The organism is Pseudoalteromonas aliena SW19, assembly GCF_014905615.1.
GTDB lineage: Bacteria > Pseudomonadota > Gammaproteobacteria > Enterobacterales > Alteromonadaceae > Pseudoalteromonas > Pseudoalteromonas aliena.
The window spans coordinates 422,447-441,215 of record NZ_AQGU01000029.1 but is presented as its reverse complement, the minus strand read 5'-3'; the positions used below and the strand labels follow the sequence as shown (position 1 = coordinate 441,215).

At 41.0% G+C, this 18,769-nt stretch carries 12 protein-coding genes and 2 pseudogenes; 6 read left to right on the top strand and 8 right to left on the bottom strand.

Annotation, left to right across the window (positions count from 1 at the left end; translation table 11 throughout):
• The first annotated feature begins 56 nt into the window (after nucleotides 1-56).
• From PALI_RS18330 to PALI_RS18320, 3 genes are all read left to right on the top strand, one after another.
• Nucleotides 57-1,067, top strand: coding sequence for an AraC family transcriptional regulator (locus PALI_RS18330; protein ID WP_193156537.1), 1,011 nt, complete (start codon nucleotides 57-59; stop codon nucleotides 1,065-1,067).
• 47 nt (nucleotides 1,068-1,114) lie between these two features.
• Nucleotides 1,115-2,101: a Gfo/Idh/MocA family protein gene (locus tag PALI_RS18325; protein WP_193156536.1), complete on the top strand. Its 987-nt coding sequence runs from the start codon at nucleotides 1,115-1,117 to the stop codon at nucleotides 2,099-2,101.
• A gap of 203 nt (nucleotides 2,102-2,304) precedes the next feature.
• Entirely contained in the window at nucleotides 2,305-3,168 is an 864-nt protein-coding gene (locus PALI_RS18320) for an EamA family transporter (protein WP_193156535.1), read from the top strand.
• 81 nt (nucleotides 3,169-3,249) lie between these two features.
• Here the strand turns inward: PALI_RS18320 and PALI_RS18315 are convergent, their stop codons facing one another.
• Both PALI_RS18315 and PALI_RS18310 read right to left on the bottom strand, forming a co-directional pair.
• Nucleotides 3,250-4,446: an MFS transporter gene (locus tag PALI_RS18315; RefSeq protein WP_193156534.1), complete on the bottom strand. Its 1,197-nt coding sequence runs from the start codon at nucleotides 4,444-4,446 to the stop codon at nucleotides 3,250-3,252.
• Between the two features lie 72 nt (nucleotides 4,447-4,518).
• On the bottom strand, nucleotides 4,519-5,613 hold the full coding sequence (locus PALI_RS18310; protein ID WP_193156533.1) for an NADH:flavin oxidoreductase/NADH oxidase: 1,095 nt from the start codon (nucleotides 5,611-5,613) through the stop codon (nucleotides 4,519-4,521).
• Between the two features lie 476 nt (nucleotides 5,614-6,089).
• Between PALI_RS18310 and PALI_RS18305 the strand changes: the two genes are divergently transcribed.
• Together PALI_RS18305 and PALI_RS18300 are read left to right on the top strand one after the other, a co-directional pair.
• Nucleotides 6,090-8,495 carry a TonB-dependent receptor gene (locus PALI_RS18305; protein ID WP_193156532.1) on the top strand — a complete coding sequence of 802 codons (2,406 nt, stop codon included), beginning with the start codon at nucleotides 6,090-6,092 and terminating at the stop codon, nucleotides 8,493-8,495.
• A gap of 104 nt (nucleotides 8,496-8,599) precedes the next feature.
• Nucleotides 8,600-10,183, top strand: coding sequence for a tetratricopeptide repeat-containing sulfotransferase family protein (locus PALI_RS18300; protein WP_193156531.1), 1,584 nt, complete (start codon nucleotides 8,600-8,602; stop codon nucleotides 10,181-10,183).
• A gap of 87 nt (nucleotides 10,184-10,270) precedes the next feature.
• Here PALI_RS18300 and PALI_RS18295 read toward each other — a convergent pair.
• Nucleotides 10,271-10,432: pseudogene (locus PALI_RS18295) on the bottom strand (VOC family protein); the annotation flags it as partial.
• Nucleotides 10,433-10,533: 101 nt separating this feature from the next.
• Between PALI_RS18295 and PALI_RS18290 the strand changes: the two are divergent.
• Nucleotides 10,534-11,784 (top strand): annotated as a pseudogene (locus PALI_RS18290) (IS256 family transposase).
• Nucleotides 11,785-11,878: 94 nt separating this feature from the next.
• Here PALI_RS18290 and PALI_RS18285 read toward each other — a convergent pair.
• The 5 genes from PALI_RS18285 to PALI_RS18265 all read right to left on the bottom strand — a co-directional run bounded on the left by PALI_RS18285 (nucleotide 11,879) and on the right by PALI_RS18265 (nucleotide 18,767).
• Nucleotides 11,879-13,015, bottom strand: coding sequence for a hypothetical protein (locus tag PALI_RS18285; protein WP_033030909.1), 1,137 nt, complete (start codon nucleotides 13,013-13,015; stop codon nucleotides 11,879-11,881).
• A gap of 124 nt (nucleotides 13,016-13,139) precedes the next feature.
• Nucleotides 13,140-14,648, bottom strand: a complete 1,509-nt coding sequence (locus PALI_RS18280; RefSeq protein ID WP_007377871.1) for a hypothetical protein — start codon at nucleotides 14,646-14,648, stop codon at nucleotides 13,140-13,142.
• Nucleotides 14,649-14,659: 11 nt separating this feature from the next.
• Nucleotides 14,660-15,499 (bottom strand): GEVED domain-containing protein, encoded by an 840-nt coding sequence (locus PALI_RS18275; RefSeq protein WP_193156529.1) that lies wholly within the window; start codon nucleotides 15,497-15,499, stop codon nucleotides 14,660-14,662.
• Nucleotides 15,500-15,510: 11 nt separating this feature from the next.
• Entirely contained in the window at nucleotides 15,511-16,758 is a 1,248-nt protein-coding gene (locus PALI_RS18270; protein WP_193156528.1) for an internalin, read from the bottom strand.
• A 56-nt stretch (nucleotides 16,759-16,814) separates the two neighbouring features.
• Nucleotides 16,815-18,767: a Hint domain-containing protein gene (locus PALI_RS18265; RefSeq protein ID WP_193156527.1), complete on the bottom strand. Its 1,953-nt coding sequence runs from the start codon at nucleotides 18,765-18,767 to the stop codon at nucleotides 16,815-16,817.
• Nucleotides 18,768-18,769: the final 2 nt, after the last annotated feature.

Below are 18,769 nucleotides of genomic sequence, written 5' to 3'. Positions count from 1 at the left end.
ATAGAAAAACTCAACAAAACTTGATATTTTTAGACATCATTTATTTGAGGTTAACCATGAGCAGCCTAATCAGAGCCACGTCATTACAAGGTATAGATACGCTAATTAGCGAATTTGGCGGCGATCCGCATGAAATAATGCAAAACTGTAATATTAATAACGTTGACTTTAAAAATCTCGATAACCAATATTTACCTTATCGAGATTACGCTGGGCTATTAGAATACTGTGCTTTTAAGTTCAATTGCTCTAGTTTTGGCCTTAAGCTCGCAAGTAGACAAAATTTTGATATTTTAGGGCATGTTGCAATAGCAGCCAAAAGCAGTACTAATTTAGGGGATGCACTTACTTGGGTTATTAAATACCTTCACTTGCACAGCCCTGCACTTAGCTTAAACTCACACCCATTAGAGAATGATAAAAGCGTGTTTTTATCATTCGAAATTAATTTAAAACCATTACCGCACATAAGCCAAGTAATTGAGCTCACCATTGGTTTAGCATTAGCTGTTATTAAAAAGCTGAGTAATAATCGCTGCAAACCAATTAATATATTTTTACCAAAAAAATTAAGTACTAATACTCGTGCCTATAACACTTACTTTGGTTGTAACATTATAGAGCATCGCAACAGCGCTGGTATTGTAATCTCAAAAAGTGATTTAACTCTTGAGCTTGACCACCCTGAACTAAATAAAGTAAAAGCGGCGCTAAGCTTCTTGGCAAATAACAAAGAACACACCCAACCATTGCCCAACCAAGTTAGTGCACTAATTAGGCCTATGCTTCCTATTTATCAATGCAGTAACCAAACTATTTCAGCTGCACTGGGTATGCACCCGCGTACTCTGCATCGAGAACTTATCAAACATAATACGAGCTTTATAAAACTTAAAGATGCCACTCGCCGCGCTTTAGCTGACCACTACTTAGCGCAAAACCAATTTACAATATCGACTATATCTGAGCTTTTAGGGTATCAGGAGCAAGCAACGCTAAGTGTTAATGTTAAACGCTGGTTTGGTTGTTCTCCTCGAGCATATAGAACTAAAAAAATGTTAAACTAAACACTCTTATTATTTTTATTTAAGTTTATTTAAGCTAAGGAGTGAGCATGAACTTTGTTATTGTTGGCACTAATTTTATTAGTGACACATTGTTAGCCGCCGCAAATACGTTAAACGATTTTAATTTATACGGAGTGTGTTCGCGCGTACAGTCGAGCGGCAGAGCATTTTTAGCCAAACACCCACACAATACACAAGCAAAAATTTTCACCTCAATAGAACAAGTATGCCAAGATAAAAATGTTGATGCCGTCTACATAGCCGCGCCAAATAGCTTACACAAACAATACGCCGTTATGTGCCTAGCAGCAGGTAAACATGTACTTGGCGAAAAGCCCTCCGCAGCAAACTCTAAAGAGCTTGCAACTATTATTGCTACCGCAAAAAAACATCAGCGCCTTTACATGGAAGCGATGATGACCACTCACTTGCCTAACTTTGCACGACTACAACAGGCAATGATAAAAATTGGCACGCCACGTAAATACATAGGTCAATATAGTCAGTATTCGTCTCGCTACGATAAATATAAAAATGGCGAGCGTCCAAATACATTTTTACCTGAATTTGCTAACGGTGCACTGGTAGATTTAGGGATTTACCCACTGTATTTATTGATTGCTCTTTGGGGAGCGCCGCAAAGCATAAGTGCCAGTGGCGTATTACTTGATACCGGCGTAGATGGCGCTGGCGATATATTACTAAACTACGCTGATAAACAAGCTGTTATTAGTTATTCTAAAATATCGCAAGGCGATAATATTACCGAAATACAAGGCGAACTTGGCCGTATTCGTATCGAGGCCATATCACAACTTAAAAAAGTAGAATTTATTGCTAATAATGGGGATCGCGAATTAGTGTCTATCGCGTTTGACGAACACTTTATGAAATTTGAAGTGAACCATTTTATGCGAATGGTTAATCAAGGTAAGTGTGAGTCAGATGTTAATACGTATCAGCTTTCAAAAAGTGTCATGCATGTACTTGATACTGCGCGTACTCAATTAGGTGTTACTTATCCTAATGATTAACAAGTAGGGCTGTTACCCACTCAGCGGCCTTGTACAAAAAACGCCCACCAATCCTTTAGATGACTGAGCTATCGCTTCTATTTTTAGTCGTATGCACTTACCTCTAATTTAAAAAAAAGATACTATGCCGCTATTAACTCAGGCTGCGTCAACTTTACGCACACTCGCTCATTTTTGACAGACTCGTCCATTAAAGGATAAAAATGCAATCACCTTCAAAAGAATTTTTATTAGCAGTTATGTGTGTACTACTTGCTATGGTGACTATTCAATCTGGTGCTTCAATCGCTAAACAATTATTTCCTGTTGTAGGTCCTGAAGGCACAACAGCTTTAAGGCTGGGTTTTTCAGCCCTCATACTTTGCTTAGTGTTTAAACCTTGGAAACATCTACCTAGTCAAGGTAATCGCATCCCTATCATAGTGTATGGATTAAGCCTTGGTGGTATGAATATTTTATTTTATTACGCCATTGAACGTATTCCACTAGGCATTGGTGTCGCACTTGAATTTACAGGCCCCCTTGCTGTTGCTTTATTTTCCTCGCGCCGAAAACGTGATTTATTTTGGGTTGCCTGCGCTATTGCTGGCATTTTGCTTTTGCTTCCAGATATGAGTGGCCAAGATAGTCTTGATCCATTGGGTGTAGCACTTGCTCTTGGGGCGGGTGCATGTTGGGCAGGCTATATATTATTTGGCAAAAAAACGGGAGTACAAAGTTCTGGTGGAGCCACTGTCGCATTGGGCATGACTGTTGCCGCTATAGTGCTAGTGCCTTACGGCGGCATTATGCAAAGCGCCTCGTTTACATGGGAAATTATCCCATTAGGGATTGGTATTGCTATTTTATCAAGTGCATTACCTTATACACTAGAAATGGTTGCTCTGCGTAATATGCCATCGCAAGGGTTTAGCGTCATGATGAGCTTAGAGCCTGCAATAGCCTCAATTGCTGGATTTATACTTTTAGGTGAGTTACTGACTTTATGGCAGTGGCTCGCTATTTTGCTTGTTATTACTGCATCTGTTGGTAGCTCGTTTTCAAACGCAAAAAAACAGGCTACTTAATTAAGCACTAAATAATCTAAATAACCTAAATAAAGTCACCACGCAACATGGTGACTTTATTGTGCTCTGTGCGATAGTTATTTAACTCATAGCCTTACTTTGCTTTTTAGTTGTAACCAAATAACCAATCAACGAAATCAGCGGCATGCCCGTGGCAACCAGTGCAATACCTGTCCAACCACCCACTTCATATAATGGGCTGGCAATAAGCGAGCCTACTGCGCCACCTACAAATATACTCGTCATGTAAATAGCGTTGAAACGCGCACGGCTTTGGGGCTCAAGTGCGTAAACCGCACGTTGCCCGAGTACCATATTTGCCTGCACAGCAAAATCAATAAACACACCCGTTATCGCCAAAATTACTATCCCGTAAGGTAACTCAAATAAACTTGGTAAAAAGCAACCAGCCGCTATAACTTTTGCAAGTAACGATACCTGATGTGTATAGCCCTTATCTGCCAAACGCCCAACAATGGGGGCAGCTACAGCACCTGCCGCACCCACTAGTGCAAACAGTGCTATTTCTGATTGGGATAAACCATACTCACGGGAAAGCACAACCGGTACGCTTGTCCAAAATAAGCTGAACGATGCAAACATTAATGCTTGAAAAAGAGATCGTTGGCGCAGCAGTGGTTGGCTTATCATTAACTGTTTAAGCGATTTTAATAACTTAAAATATGTTGTTTTATGGGTAGGTTGCCTGCTTGGAATAGCAAAATAAATTACGCCTGCAATAAACACCATACACCCTGCTGCAAAGTAAAATACAGCGCGCCAACCAAAGTGATCGGCTATTAAGCTCGATATAGGTCTTGCCAGCAAAATACCTAACAACAGGCCAGCCATAATATTGCCAAGAACTTGCCCGCGCTTCTCGTCAGACGATAAATGCGCAGCAAGTGGAATAAGCACCTGAACAGAAACCGAGCTTATACCTATCATTAAACATAAAATAAGCATTACATTAGGTGAATCAGCAAGTGCAGTCCCCACTAAACTCAAAAACGACACGGCTAGAGTGATCAACATTAAGCGTTTATTTTCAATTAAGTCAGCTAACGGCACTACAAAAAACAACCCCAAAGCGTAGCCTATTTGTGTAAGCGATACGATAAGGCTAGCACTGTGCGCACTTAGTCCCACCTCTGGGGCGAGTAACTCAATAATAGGTTGAGCGTAGTAAATATTGGCAACAATAAGACCGCAACACAAAGCAATAATAGTAACGAGTGTATTGCTAAGTGGTTGTGGTGAAACGCCTGTTTGAGTCATGTGTGTCTCTACTTTATAAAAATAATAAAACCCAACCAGCAAGCGCGGGTTGGGTTTTGCTTAGGGCGTGTTTTATTTAATTGGAGATGGCTGCCCATGTGGGCTTGAGCGTAAATACTGTTTAGGTGCAGTTACTGTAGCGCCAAGCTCAGCAGCTGCATGCCACGGCCAATGTGGGTTATATAAAATGCCACGCGCAAGCGCTACACCATCGGCTTGCTGCTCACAAATAATATCTTCTGCTTGTTGCGCCTGTGTAATTAAACCCACCGCTATAACAGGCATTTTAACCGCTCTTTTTATGGCTGTTGCAAACGGTACCTGAAAGTTAGGTTTTACCGGTATTTGTTGCTCAGGGCTTAGACCCGCAGTACTTATATGAATAAAATCACAGCCGAGTTCATCAAGCGCTTTACTAAGCACTATAGATTGTTCTAAATCCCAGCCGCCGGCAACCCAATCGGTTGCTGAAATACGCACACCCACGGCTTTATCACTTGGGAACACAGCGCGTACAGCTTTAAATACTTCAAGTAATAATCGCATTCTGTTTTCTAGGCTGCCACCGTAGTTATCACCACGCTTATTTGAAAGTGGCGACAAAAACTGATGCAGCAAGTAACCGTGCGCACCATGTAGCTCTATTAAATCAAGGCCGAGTTCATCAGCGCGTTTAGCTGCACTTACAAAATCTTTAATTAATGAGTCAATATCAGATTGGCTCATTGCTTTTGGCACAGGGCTTTTATCATCGTACGCAATTGCTGAAGGTGCGAGCGTTTGCCAGCCATTTACGTCATCAGGTGCAATAGCGCCAATATCTTCCCACGGCTTACCTGTAGAGGCTTTACGTCCAGCATGCGCTAACTGAATACCAATAGGCATAGGGCTGTATTGCCTTACTGCTTTTAGACTTTTATCTAACGCTTGTTGTGTTTCGTTATTCCAAAGCCCTAAATCGCCGTAACTAATACGCCCTTCTGGATTTACTGCTGTTGCTTCTAAAATTAGCAATCCTGCACCACTCAAACTCAATTGGCCTAAATGAATAGTGTGCCAATCGCTAGCAGCGCCATTGTTTGCTGAATACTGGCACATGGGTGCAATAATAATACGGTTATTTAACGTTACTTGCCCAAGTGATAAAGGCGAAAATAGTTGGCTCATTGTTAATCCTTAAAACACGCACAAAAAAGTGCGGACAAAATAAAAAAGAGAATACGAAGCGGCAATCAAACACGCTCACTCAAAAGCTTATGCTGTCACTTATAATGGCGACTACCACTCTTAGTGGGGATAAAAACACACTTTAATAGTGCTAATAAAAGTATAAGTAATGACATTATGAAATATTAATTTTAATGTAATAATCTGTTTAACGAGCACGTCATAACACCAGCTTTAAAACATGAATGACTATTTACCTTTAAACAAGGGTGTAATTTTTAACCTAACTGTACCTAATTCCACTAAGCTATTGCTTGTATTGCCTATTAACCAAATAAAAACCCTGAAAACAATCAATATTTATTCTATAAAAGTGAATTAAAATTCAATTTAAATATTCCCAGCTACTTCACTCCCTGATAAACTGCTTAACTTAATTTACTAATGTAAAACATTTGAACTGGGGATCACTTTTTATGTTTAAACCAAGCTTGTTAACCTTGGCTATTTCGAGCGCTGTTTCTAGCGTATTTTTATTACCAAATGCCGCTCTTGCTCAAGAAGAAGTTGCCGCTAAAAACAAATCACTCGAAGTAATCGAAGTTACAGCAACGAGGCGCAGCGGCTCTGTGCAAAACGCACCGTTAAATATTACCGCCCTTGATGCAGATATTATGAAAGATCAAAATATCAATGAGCTTGCGGATGTAGCACGCTGGGTACCTGGTTTAACAATTACCGATCAAGGTGGTCGCTCTGGCTCACCTATTATTGTTCGTGGTTTAAATACAAACTCTTCTGGTCCATCGTCGGATGGCGGCACAGTTTCTACCTATCTAAACGAAATTCCAGTTTCGGTAGATATGCGCTTAGTAGATATTGAGCGCGTTGAAGTATTAATTGGGCCACAAGGCACCCTTTATGGTGCAGGCACATTAGGCGGTGCAATTCGTTATATGCTTAAACAGCCTGAGCTTGATTTTACATCGCTTGAAGTTTACGGCGACCTATTTCAAACAAAAGAAAGTGACTCTTTAGGTGGCGAAGGCGGCTTTATATTTAACCTGCCACTTATTGAAGACACACTTGCAGTGCGCGCCAGTTTAAATGTTTACGAAGACCCAGGTTTTATCGATTACGGTTATGTTGTGCGCGAGCCAGGTGTATCAATAACCGATCCTAATTGGAGCGACAGCTCAGCGGTTACTAACAACCTTAAAAACATAAAAGACGCCAACGGTGAAACCACGACCACAGGCCGCATTTCTGTTCGCTACAAACCAAATGAATCGTTTGAAGGGACGCTAAACTACTTTTACCAAAACCAAGATAGCGAAGGCCGCTCGATTGTTCATTACAACAGCCTTAATGCAAACAACGGTTTAAGCGACGTAATAGGTAAATACGAATCAGCTTACCGCTATGCGGAGCCCCGTGAGAAAAAAGATCAATTACTAAGCCTTGAGCTAAAAGCCGACTTAGGTTTTGCAGAGCTGGTATCGGCAACCGGTATTTCACGCTTTGATGCCGATGGCCAACGCGACCAAACAGACCTACTTATTCGTCTTGATTACGGCTACGAAGAATTCCCTTCGTTCTCTGCTTTTACCCGAGAAATAGATGAAGAAGACACCTTTACGCAAGAAATTCGTTTGGTGTCGCAAAGCGACAGTGACTTGAACTGGATTGTGGGTGGCTTTTACAACAAAACAGAAACGGATGCCTCCAGCAGAGAGTTTACTCCAAACTACGATGTATTTGTCAAAGGCGAACAAGTACGCCCTGATGCATTAGAATACTTAGAATTAACCAGCAGTAAAATCACTGAATCTGCACTTTTTGGCGAGGTGGGTTACCAAGTCACCGATAAATTAGACGTGACTATTGGTGCCCGCTTTTATGAATACGATATACAAGCAAAAGCTGCGTTTGACTTCCCACTTGCTAACACCTTATCGGGTAGCGCTGGTCCTAATGGAATCAGTATTAATTATGAAAACAGTGACGCGAGTGATAACGGGAATTTATTTAAATTTAATGCTAAGTACCAGTTTACTGATTCAGTAATGGGCTATGTAACGGTAAGTGAAGGCTTTAGAATTGGTGGCTCAAACGGCTTGGTCGCTTGCCCTGATCCACTGCCTGCCGATCAGCAAACGGGTTGTGGCCAACCTGACGAAATGCTTTACGATGCTGATACCACTACAAATTACGAGCTAGGTTTTAAAAGCACATGGTTTAGAAGCCAACTACACTTTAACGCCGCGTTATTTAACGTAGATTGGGATGATGCACAAATCTCTGGCGCTACCGATGTAGGCCAATTAACGTATCTTTCAAACGCAGGCAGCGCGAATGCAAAAGGGATTGAAATTTCAACCCGTGCAATTTTATCAGATGCATTTTCGCTTTATGCAACCTATGCTTATACAAAAGCAGAGCTAACATCAGATGCACCCTTTTTGTTTAACGCCGATGGCACCGGTGGCGCAGAAGACGGCGATCGTTTACCGGGTTCACCTGAAAACCAATTTTCGATGGGTGTAAACTATCAAGCCGAGGTGTTTAACGATAAAACTCTTGATATTAACTACGGTTTAACCGCGCAAAGCGACGTACTTTCAAGAGTGGGTCTTCGTGATAACGGCGAAACACTACCGGGTTATAGCTTAAGTAATATATCTGCTAAATTAACGGCCGATGCATGGTCAACTACGCTATATGTTGATAACCTATTTAACAAATATGCAGTTACCTCAGTTCGTCGTTCAAATGCGGATATAACATCAGCGAACGGCGCCGATATACAGCGTAACTACGGCCATTACATTAATCGCCCGCTTACGGTAGGTGTTAAATTTAACTACAAATTTGAAATATAATTTAAGCGACTTTTAAACAGTCTCACTTTTTAAACACTGTTTTAAGGCTCAAATTTATTTGAGCCTTTTTATTTTCTTTTACAAAATAATAATTACCAAAAACCATGCAGCCAAATTTAAAGCAACTTCATCAAAGCGCAATACACTCCCTAAACCAAGGTAAAATAGAGCAAGCACACAAAGCCCTTGTGGAGTTAGTTACACTCAAACCTGATTTTGCTGATGGGTATTTTTTGCTGGCAATGGTTAATTTAACTGTTGGGCAAATACACAAAGCAATAAAGCTCATCGAAAAAGCCCTCACCCTTGGTCAAAGTATTGAATACACCGCGCAACTTGCTAAATGTTACGCACTTATTGGCGAATTACAAAAAGCAAAAAACACCGCGCTATCGGTTTCATTAAAGCAAATAACTAAATCACTTGATGCTGATACACTCGGCGTAGCCCTTACTCAAGCAGGCATTCACAAGCAGGCGCTTAACTACTTTGAATGCGCTATTAAACTGGCTAATGCAGCTAACAAAGCTCAACCGCAGTTTTATTATAACTACGGTGTAAGCGCTAAGTTTTTAGGATTATTCGATAAAGCCCAACACGCTTTTGAACATGCCATAGCGCTTGATCCGCTGCATCATCAAAGTCATTTTACATTAAGTGATTTAACTAAAGTAAGTGTGCAAAACAATCATATTGAACGCTTAAAAAACGTGTTTGAACAAGTAACACACCCCGATGCAAAACTGCATATTGGCCATGCCTTAGCAAAAGAGTATCAAGATCTTGGTGAATTTTCAGAGGCTTTTAACGCGTTAGAGCAAGGTAAAGTAGCAAAACGTGCTGTGCAGCCGTTTGATCATAAAAGCTCAACTGAGTTATTTGAACATATTAAACGCTTAAGTGAGCAGCACAAACAAGCGCGAGTACAAGGCAACCCAACGGCCGAACCTATTTTTGTATTAGGCATGCCCCGCTCTGGCACCACATTGGTTGAGCGTATTTTATCGAGCCATAGCGACGTACAATCGGCCGGCGAATTACAAGACTTTGGCCTAAGTGTTAAAAATCTCAGCCAAACAAAAACACACCATGTGCTCGACACTCAAACGCTCAGTAAGGCCTATGAGCTTGATTTTAATCAGCTTGGCAGCACCTATTTAAACGCAACACGCGTAATAACAGGCAGCCATAAACACTTTGTTGATAAGCTCCCGTTTAACTTTTTTTATATCGATTTAATAACCAAAGCACTGCCAAACGCTAAAATTATTTGTATGCTGCGCGACCCAATGGACACCTGTATTGGTAACTACCGCCAGCTATTTACCATTAATAACCCCTACTATGCCTACTCACTCGACTTACTCGACACAGCTAAATTTTACAGCCGTTTTTACAAACTAATGCAGCACTTCAGCGCCCTGCACAGCAACATAAAATTACTAAAATACGAAGAATTAGTCGCACAGCCCGAGCAAAAAATTAAAGAGTTAGTCAACTGTTGTAATTTAGAATGGCAAGAACAATGTATAGATTTTCACTTAAACACCGCACCGGTATCTACTGCCAGCAAAGTGCAAGTACGCCAGCCACTCAACAATCAAGCAATTGGCCGCTGGAAAGCGTTTAAGCCACATACTGATGAAATTAAAGATTACTTTTTTAAGCAAAATATCAGTTTTGAGTAAGGGTTTTATAGCTTGGGAGTTGGGTGTATGAACCTATAGATAGACGGCTTTGTGCCATAAGCGGACGGTCATAACCTTACTCAGTTGTTATACGCGTTTCTCAACTTTCCAAGGAGGATTTAAGCGGTTTTCACCTGCCCAGTAAAGTTTGATTTTGTTACCAGACGGATCTTTAAGTATTGCTTCTTTCCACAAGTACCGCTGCTCTGCCGGTTGTTGTTCAAACTGAAAACCTTTCTTAGTCAACTCTCAGCGAGCTATAGTCATTTCTGGTGTATGAGAAAAAGTCATTGCGATGTAACCTGTTAATTGATCTTGGCGGATCAACAATTAACCAGAGAGACATCACAATGACTGAAAATGATAATGTTATTTCCATCGAGACACCAGTAAATCCGTTAGAGCAATTACTAAAAACTGGGGCTCAGCAGCTGTTAGCTCAAGCTATAGAGGCGGAGTTGCTTACTAAATACCAGCATGAGACCGTCGAAGGGCTTCAGCGGATTGTTAAAAATGGTCACCAGCCTGAACGTACTATTCAAACAGGCCTAGGTGATATTGAAGTCAAAATACCTAAAGTAAGAGACCGGAAAAAAGAAGGCGTTAAATTCAATAGGGCTTTGATCCCGCCTTATTTAAAACGGACAAAAAATAGAGAAGAACTGATCCCATGGCTCTATTTACAAGGGATTTCAACGGGTGATATGCAGCCTGCTTTAGCGTCATTGCTAGGTGAGCAGGCCAAAGGGTTGTCCGCAAACAGCGTCTCTCGATTGAAATCCGCTTGGGAGACAGAACACCAGCAATGGTCAGGCCGTTCTTTAACTAAACGTCAGTATGTGTATATCTGGGCTGACGGGATTTACAGTAAAGTTCGAATGGATGACAAACTGTGTTTATTAGTCATTATGGGCGTGGATGAAACGGGTAGAAAGGAGCTACTAGCGGTAGTTGATGGCGTTCGAGAGTCAGAGCAGAGCTGGACTGAAGTGTTAAACTAGTTGCAATCTCAAGGGTTAGGCACCCCACCAAAGCTTGCGATAGGTGATGGTGCGCTTGGTTTTTGGAATGCGCTGACGAAAGTGTGGCCAACGACTCAGCATCAGCGTTGTTGGGTGCATAAAATAGCTAATGTACTGAACAAAGTGCCTAAATCAATGCAGCCTAAAATCAAAGCAAGTTTACAAGATATCTGGATGGCAGAGAGTTGCTCCTCAGCTTATAAAGCGTATGATCTATTTGTAAAAAACTATTCAGTTAAGTACAAAAGTGCAACAGATTGCCTGATAAAAGACAAAGATGAAATGCTGGCGTTTTATAATTATCCAGCCGAGCATTGGATGCACATTAGAACGAGTAACCCGATAGAATCGACGTTTGCAACGGTGCGTTTGAGAACCCATAAAGTGAAGAGTTGTGGCAGTAGGACAACGACGCTAATGATGGTGTTTAAGCTAGCTCAATCAGCGGAGAAAAAGTGGTATCGTCTGAGGGGCTTTAAGTTGTTAGCGGATGTGATAACAGGCGTAAAATTTAAAGACGGAGAAAGAATAATACAAGATCAAGCAGAGCATCAAGGTGAGCCCATACACCAGATTTGACAATAACTCAGTTAAAGAACAATCTAACTAATGTGGCTAGACAACTGGTTAAGACCGTGCAGTATCGCAGATATTCTTCCAAATATTTGTTCGACTAGTCAACGTTCGCTATCGCAGACTCAATGCGGCTTTCGCAAAGAGTAGTTCCGGGCAAAATTGCACAATACTCGCCTGCTTGCTCAAGTCCGATACGTTGAGTATTGCGTGCAGTAATACGCGCTGCTAGTTGCTCGATTTCAAGCGGCTCTTCAGATACCGCTTTAAACGCACTCAACCTCTCTATCTCGTCATAAACTAAATCTTGATAGCTTCTGAGCCTTGCGGACAGCGCAATATAGCGCTCAGATATTGCAGCTTGACCAGCATAGGCTAAGTCATAATGGCCAGAATCCTCGTAACTTTCGACTTCATACTTTAAAATATTTAAATGTTCGTCTTTAAGATCATCAACATAGTCACCACCATCAAATAAATAGCTAAACAAATTATCGGCATACGTTATACAAGGAGTTAGATTATCGGTTTTACAATGCATAGTGCCATTTTTACTTAGCCCTGCTAGTTCTGGCGTCATACCACCATCGGTGTTCACCTGAATAGTATATACAGCATCTTTGGTAGCTTCTTGAAATACTTTAGTTTTAGTAAAAGTCTTACTAAAAAAAAGAAACTTCACTTTGATTTTAGTCTGAAACCATTCGTATTTAGCGCGATCTTTAAAATGGAGTTTGGCTGTTACATAGATACGCGAGCCGAGTTTGATATTGTGGATAAAGCTGTCACCACAGCGGCTTCTTACTTGATTTGGATCTGTATTTAGTAGCCCTTGAATAGCCATTTTAGTCGTTCTATTTTCAAAGTTATAACTTCCTTTTTCATAGGTTAATTCTACTGCCGAGGCGGCAGAATTTCTATTTTTTGTTACTTTCCTGCGCATGGAAAATTTGGCTGAACCTCCAAAAATAACCAAGTTGATACCAGCCTTTACGCTGCCTGTGATGGTATTGATCATGGTATCTGAGTCAAAGTCGCCACGATAAGCCAAATCGCCCATACTACCGCCTTGAAATTGCCACTGACCATCGAGGCATGGTTCAAGCGGTATGCCTAATTTCTGCTCAAACCCGTGTCCAAGCTGTTCTTGTTCGGTATTTAAAGAGTAATAGGTATGTCCATTTGCGTAAAAGCTTAACAGGCCACAGAGCACTATTAATATGGTTATTAAGTGCATACATAAATTCCTGTAAATGGTTTGCAGAGGCAAAGGGCGAGGAAGCAATAACTCAATATTAGATTGTTTATTACTTACCACGTCCCAATTTTACTAATTGAATCTTAGCATTTTTTATTACTCACTAATTTTCAAAAGCAGCTCCATAGGTTGGAAGGGCTGATTTACATGGTAGCCATGCCATCACACCCGCAGCGGGGTCATTAGCATCAACAAATGATGGTGCCCAACCTAATTGTCTAAACCCAAGCGATACATGGTTTTCTTCAATACCAAAGTTCGCGGTTGCCTCTCGAGCATTTTCGCATTTGAAATATTGGCTCATGTTATCCGCTGGTATATTCAGATCAGCAAGCGTGTAGCTTTGTATGCAGCCGACACCGCTACCACCACAGGTGTTGAGGTAATCATTCCATGCATCTGAACATGCTGCCCCATAAGGGTTATCGCGACAAACTCGGGCATATTGCTCATAAATCCAAGCGTTATTGTAAGCGGCTTCCTGCACGCTTTCTGCTTTTTGACGCTGTACATCAGTCATCCAGCTAGCGTATTGTGCAAGCACACCACGAGCACGGTGCTCATGATTAACCGACTTTTTGAATTGATCTTCAAGCCATAAAGTACGGTAGGTAGTTTCAAAGCGAATATCTTTATTACCGGAGTCTAAGCGACGTAAATCCTGTGAACTGATCTCGTAAGGAGTTGCTTTGTAACGCACAACATTATAATCAGAGAGTGCATTAAACTGATTGCCAAAATCGTTCTTCGCATAGTTCACCGCTTGCTCAAATAAGGTAAAGCAAGGCTCATAGTTATCAAGTGAACAAGTGATAATATTGTTAGGAATTATACTTAGCAGCTGCTTAGGATCCCCCCCTTTTTGCAATGCTCTGACGGTGATACGTACACTTTTCTTAAGATCTTCGTCAATATAATTAAGCTTACCATCGACGCTAATACCAATATTTCCTGCGCCATAGCTAACGCCTAAATAACCGCCAATTTCACTTTTGTGCTGCTCACTTAAGTACTCAATTTTCATGTTAATAAGTAACTGAGCACCGTATTCAATCTCACTAATAAAGGCATCACCAGCCATGCTCATTAGTTTACTTTGATACTCATTTGCTAGCGTATTACCTGAAGGTGTCAATGTATAACCAATATTGGCATCTGTTGGCATAAGAACACGTTTTTTGGGTGTCAACGATGCTTGGAAGGTATAAGTATTCGAAAACTCAGTAGAGGACATTTCCTTGGCTAAATGACCACCCGCTTTAATACGAATAACAGGAAAGCCAACATCTACATCAACATTACCATTTAGCTGACGAAGAACTGCGTCGTAGCTGCCATTATTTACTAATTCAAATTGCACACGAGTATTACCAAGGGTTTCAATGGTTTCACCTGCGACAGTTTGAACATTCAAAAAGCGTTTTTGATCGCTGTTATAAGCTGTACCCAACACAATGTGATCGTTCACCAATCCAGGTATTTCACTTTGGAAGGTATTCACATTGAGTGCTTTTTGCATTAGCTGTGCTTCATTCACAAAATTTGAATCTGCGAATGCGAAAGGTGTAGTGCAGGCAATAAGTGCCGCGATAGTCTGTTTGTATAAGTTCATGTTGCCACCTATTACTTCACGTAAAGGAGGTAATCTTCTACCTCTCCGGAGTCTACTTCTTTACATGCATCATTGCTGCCACCCAAGTAATCCATGGTAACGCGCATTTTCGTCATGCCCTTTTTTGCACCTGTTGGTGGGGTAATTTCGACCTGAGTTGCTTGCTCAGAAACACCAGCAAACAAGGTTTCTTTTGTATCGTTGAAATCACCGTCTTGGTTCCAATCAATAAACACATGCCAAGTTTCAGGGTATGCTTCTGCACTACTAAATCCCGGGGTTAATGTTAACTGGTAGCTTTTATCTGCATATATTTTCGCGGTATCGCCAACATAGTTACTGTAAAAGGTGTTGCTGCTGGTGTTCTCAATATTGGAAAACTTCACCGATTGGATGAATTCGTAGGTTCGCTCACGAGACTTTGTCGTACAATAGTTTGGCATTGTGGGAGTGACCATAACAGCACTGATCCGATAGTCAGACGGGATCTGAAAACAAGAGGTAGTTGGTAATTTACCCGCAAACCAGTTTTTAGGATTCGCATTATCTTCGTCACCAAAGGTGAGGTATTTAGCATCTCCCCTAAGGGTATTATTTTCGTATAACATCACTTTTTTAAGATCCGCTATTTTCTCATCGTTTGGAATGGGGGTTGTGGGGTCGAAAATATTATCAGAGACCTCAACCAATAATCCTGAATAGCACTTTTCCAACCATTGAAAGCGACCTAACGCTTGCTGTGGTGTGAGTACATCTCGAGATTCAAATAAAGTCGTATTCGCTTGTACTGATGGCACTATTATGGCAGCAAGCGAGGTAATTAATGTGCTGGTTAGCATGACTTTTAACATAGTCTTATTCCTTATAATTCTAGCCATTTACGGTCATATTGATGAACGCGGCCACGAGTCTGTAGCTCTCTATCACGGCAATAATTGCCTATTGGATTACGCTTACAAAAATCAACGGCGTCCGCCAAAATAAAAGAGTTAAAGAGTGAATTATCGCGAATGGTTTCTAATGCAGTTCGATGTGAGTTATTCAACTCACTGGCGTAGTAATTGAGTACGTTATCCGCACGACGATTATCGAGAATTGTCTGCACCCAATCATCACTCATGTTTTTGAGCGCCAATTTAGTCAAGATGCTTTTAGCTGGGTACACATCATCAGGTACTAAAGGAGATAGGCTTGGCCCTGAATCGGTGTAACTTTGTGTCAATACTCTACCAACGTTATATTTATCCAAGGTATCAAACTGAGCAACGTAGTTGGTTTTGATGTAATCGATGCTGTTTTTAAAAACATCAAAGCATGGTGTTGGGTTTTCCATCGTACAGTTGACGAGTTGATTTGGGATCACCTTCAAAAGCTCTATCGGGTCGCCACCAAACTGTAATGCTGAAACCGTAATTTTTATATTACGTTTCACGTCTTCGTCTACTTTTTGCAATTTCCCACTGACATTGACTTTACCAGCCCAATCGACACCAAGCTGTCCCCCCCATTTTACTTTGTCTTCGTCATTTTTATATTGGAACTTGAGGTTGATCATCACTTGAGATCCATATTCAATCGCTGACACGAACTCATTACCAATATTATTGAATTTGTCTCCTGGATTAGCATTGGCCAAATCAAGCGCGGCTTGTGTAGGTTTAAACCCTGTTTCAGGATCTGCAACTAACAGCCGTTTTTTTGGCTTTAAGGAAAGAAATAGTGTGTAAGTACCGGTGTAGTTATCTGCAGTATTTTGTTTTGCGTAGCTTGCGCCAACCCCCACTTTTATTACGGGAACATCAAGGGCCGCTCCTAAGTTACCATCAAGCATACTCGATAGTTGGCTATAACTCATGTCAACACCGACAACAAAATCCATTTCAGTATTACCATAGGTTTCATCTACTTGACCAAGTACACTTTGCAGTGCATAAAAACCTTCTTTTTCACTGTGGTAAGCGGTACCTAGTGTGACTGAATCTAAGTCAGAGTTACTTGCTTGAGTAGCAAAGTTAGAATTGCCTATTTGCTCAGCTGCGGTTGAAAAACTACAGGCAAAAAAAACCGCTGCCCCCATGGCACGTGCCAATGGAGAATATGTAAATTTCATATTTAATTCCTTACAGAGAAGTATGGCCTTTCGAATAGAAAGGCCTAGTGGCCTGATTAATCCAAACTGTTGATGTAGTCAGTTTTCCACTTTTCAGGAAGGCGTTGAAGAATCTCTTCTTCCGACATGCGAATATTCTGATCTTTGTAGTTCAATTCGTCTTGAGTAGCCAAATCCCCTACCGCCATGCTGTTTGCAAACATTGCAAAATTACGAGACTCAGCGAATTTCGAATTTTCTGTAGGCGCCAGTTTCAAATTGTAGATTTTGTCTTTGTACTTCTCTTTTGTTACATTAGTAACAAGCACAGAACCTGTTTCCGTAAGAATACGATCACCTATTTGCAGTTCTTTCGCCCAAATAAGACCTTTATTAGAGGTAGAAATTGGGTGGGTTTCAGTTGTTAAGATATCAGAGCCATCAGCGCCTTTTATGCGATACATCTTAATCGCTTCAATTCCTACTGACACATCAATAACTTGCATAGGTTCTTTAACTTGAGTATTCGAAGCTAGTGCACCTAATACTAAATCGCCTTTCGTAATATCTTCAATAGCGCGTTGCTTGCCATCGGCCATAGTGATCATTGTGCCGGTTGCTAAACAACTGTAACCAAGCTTCATCATAGGCAACACTTCACTATAAAAGTTACCAAAACGCGCTGATGTCTCTGACGTTAACGATACTTGGAATGCATTCGCGCCACCACGCCCCTTTTTAAAGTACGGATAACCTTTAACAGCAAATGTCATATACCAGTTTGCTTGGGCGATATTCGAGAAAAGTTTGGCATTGCCAAAACGACCTTCTGAACGCGGGATGTTCCAGCGGATGATCGACTCTTGGTTTGCACTATCAACTTCAAATTCTAAATAGTCAGAAAATTGTTTAACTGCATTTTCGAGTCCTTTGTAGCTTTGCTTTGTCGCGCCACCATAGATACCTTCTTGTAAATAGATATTTGTTGGCTCATCTATACCGTTTGGTAAATCACCTATAGTTGGATAAATATCAGTGATCTCGTGAGGAATGCGTAATTCACCGTTGAATGGGATGTTTACATCCGTAATTTCGTTAGGATCTCCAATTTGATCTGCTGCGTAGTCACAGTCTGCATGACTACGGTTTAGACAGATTTTAATAACAGCATCATTGTTTTTATCGATAGGTGCAGTTGCATTGTATTTTGGACGTGTGTCCAATGATGAACTGATCCCAACGTTAAGTGCAGATACTGGAGCGTCGCCTTTTGCAGCTGGTGAAGCAGAGCCATAAAGTGCTTCAAAATGCTCCCATGAGAAGGGGTATTCAGTATACTTCATCGTTGTACTGATGGTGCCATCTTCTTGCTCAAGTTCCACATATGAACTGGCATAAATGGTATCTAAATTTGGGAAGTTTGCCTTCAATGATTTCAATGAAATAGTCGAAGTTGCAAGCGTGTCTTTGCCATACAACACATTAAATGTAGAGCCCAAAGGAGCAAGCTGATTGCCGTTTGCATCTTCTAATAATAAGTCGATGTAAGTCGCTTTTGTACCGCCAAAACGTGAGCTTTTTGCACGTACAATAATATATGGCTCGTTTGTATCTGATGAAATGGCTAAGTTCATATCCAAGAAGAAATGCGCTTCTTTGATGATATCGACTTCAGCTTCACTAACAGGTGGCACTTCAGACGTTGTCATGTTCATTTTTGCTGATAACTGCTGTCCTTTAGCTACATCTAGCGTTTTATGTAGTTGCGGATAATCACTCTCAATACGATTTGCTTTTATCAATCGTGACTTTGCCAATTGATAGTGCTGTGGATTTGACATATCTAGCTTGCGGATCCCAAATTGATCCGGCTGTGTTACCGCTGTGCCCTTCGTTGCTGCAGGCCCAGACTTCTGTTTTGACGCGGTGGTAACTTGTTGTTCATTAACATAGTTGCTAGCAGCTACCACGTTACTGCTTGCTAAAGCGATTGCAAGCGGTATGAGCACCTTTTTGTTTAGTTTTTTCATGT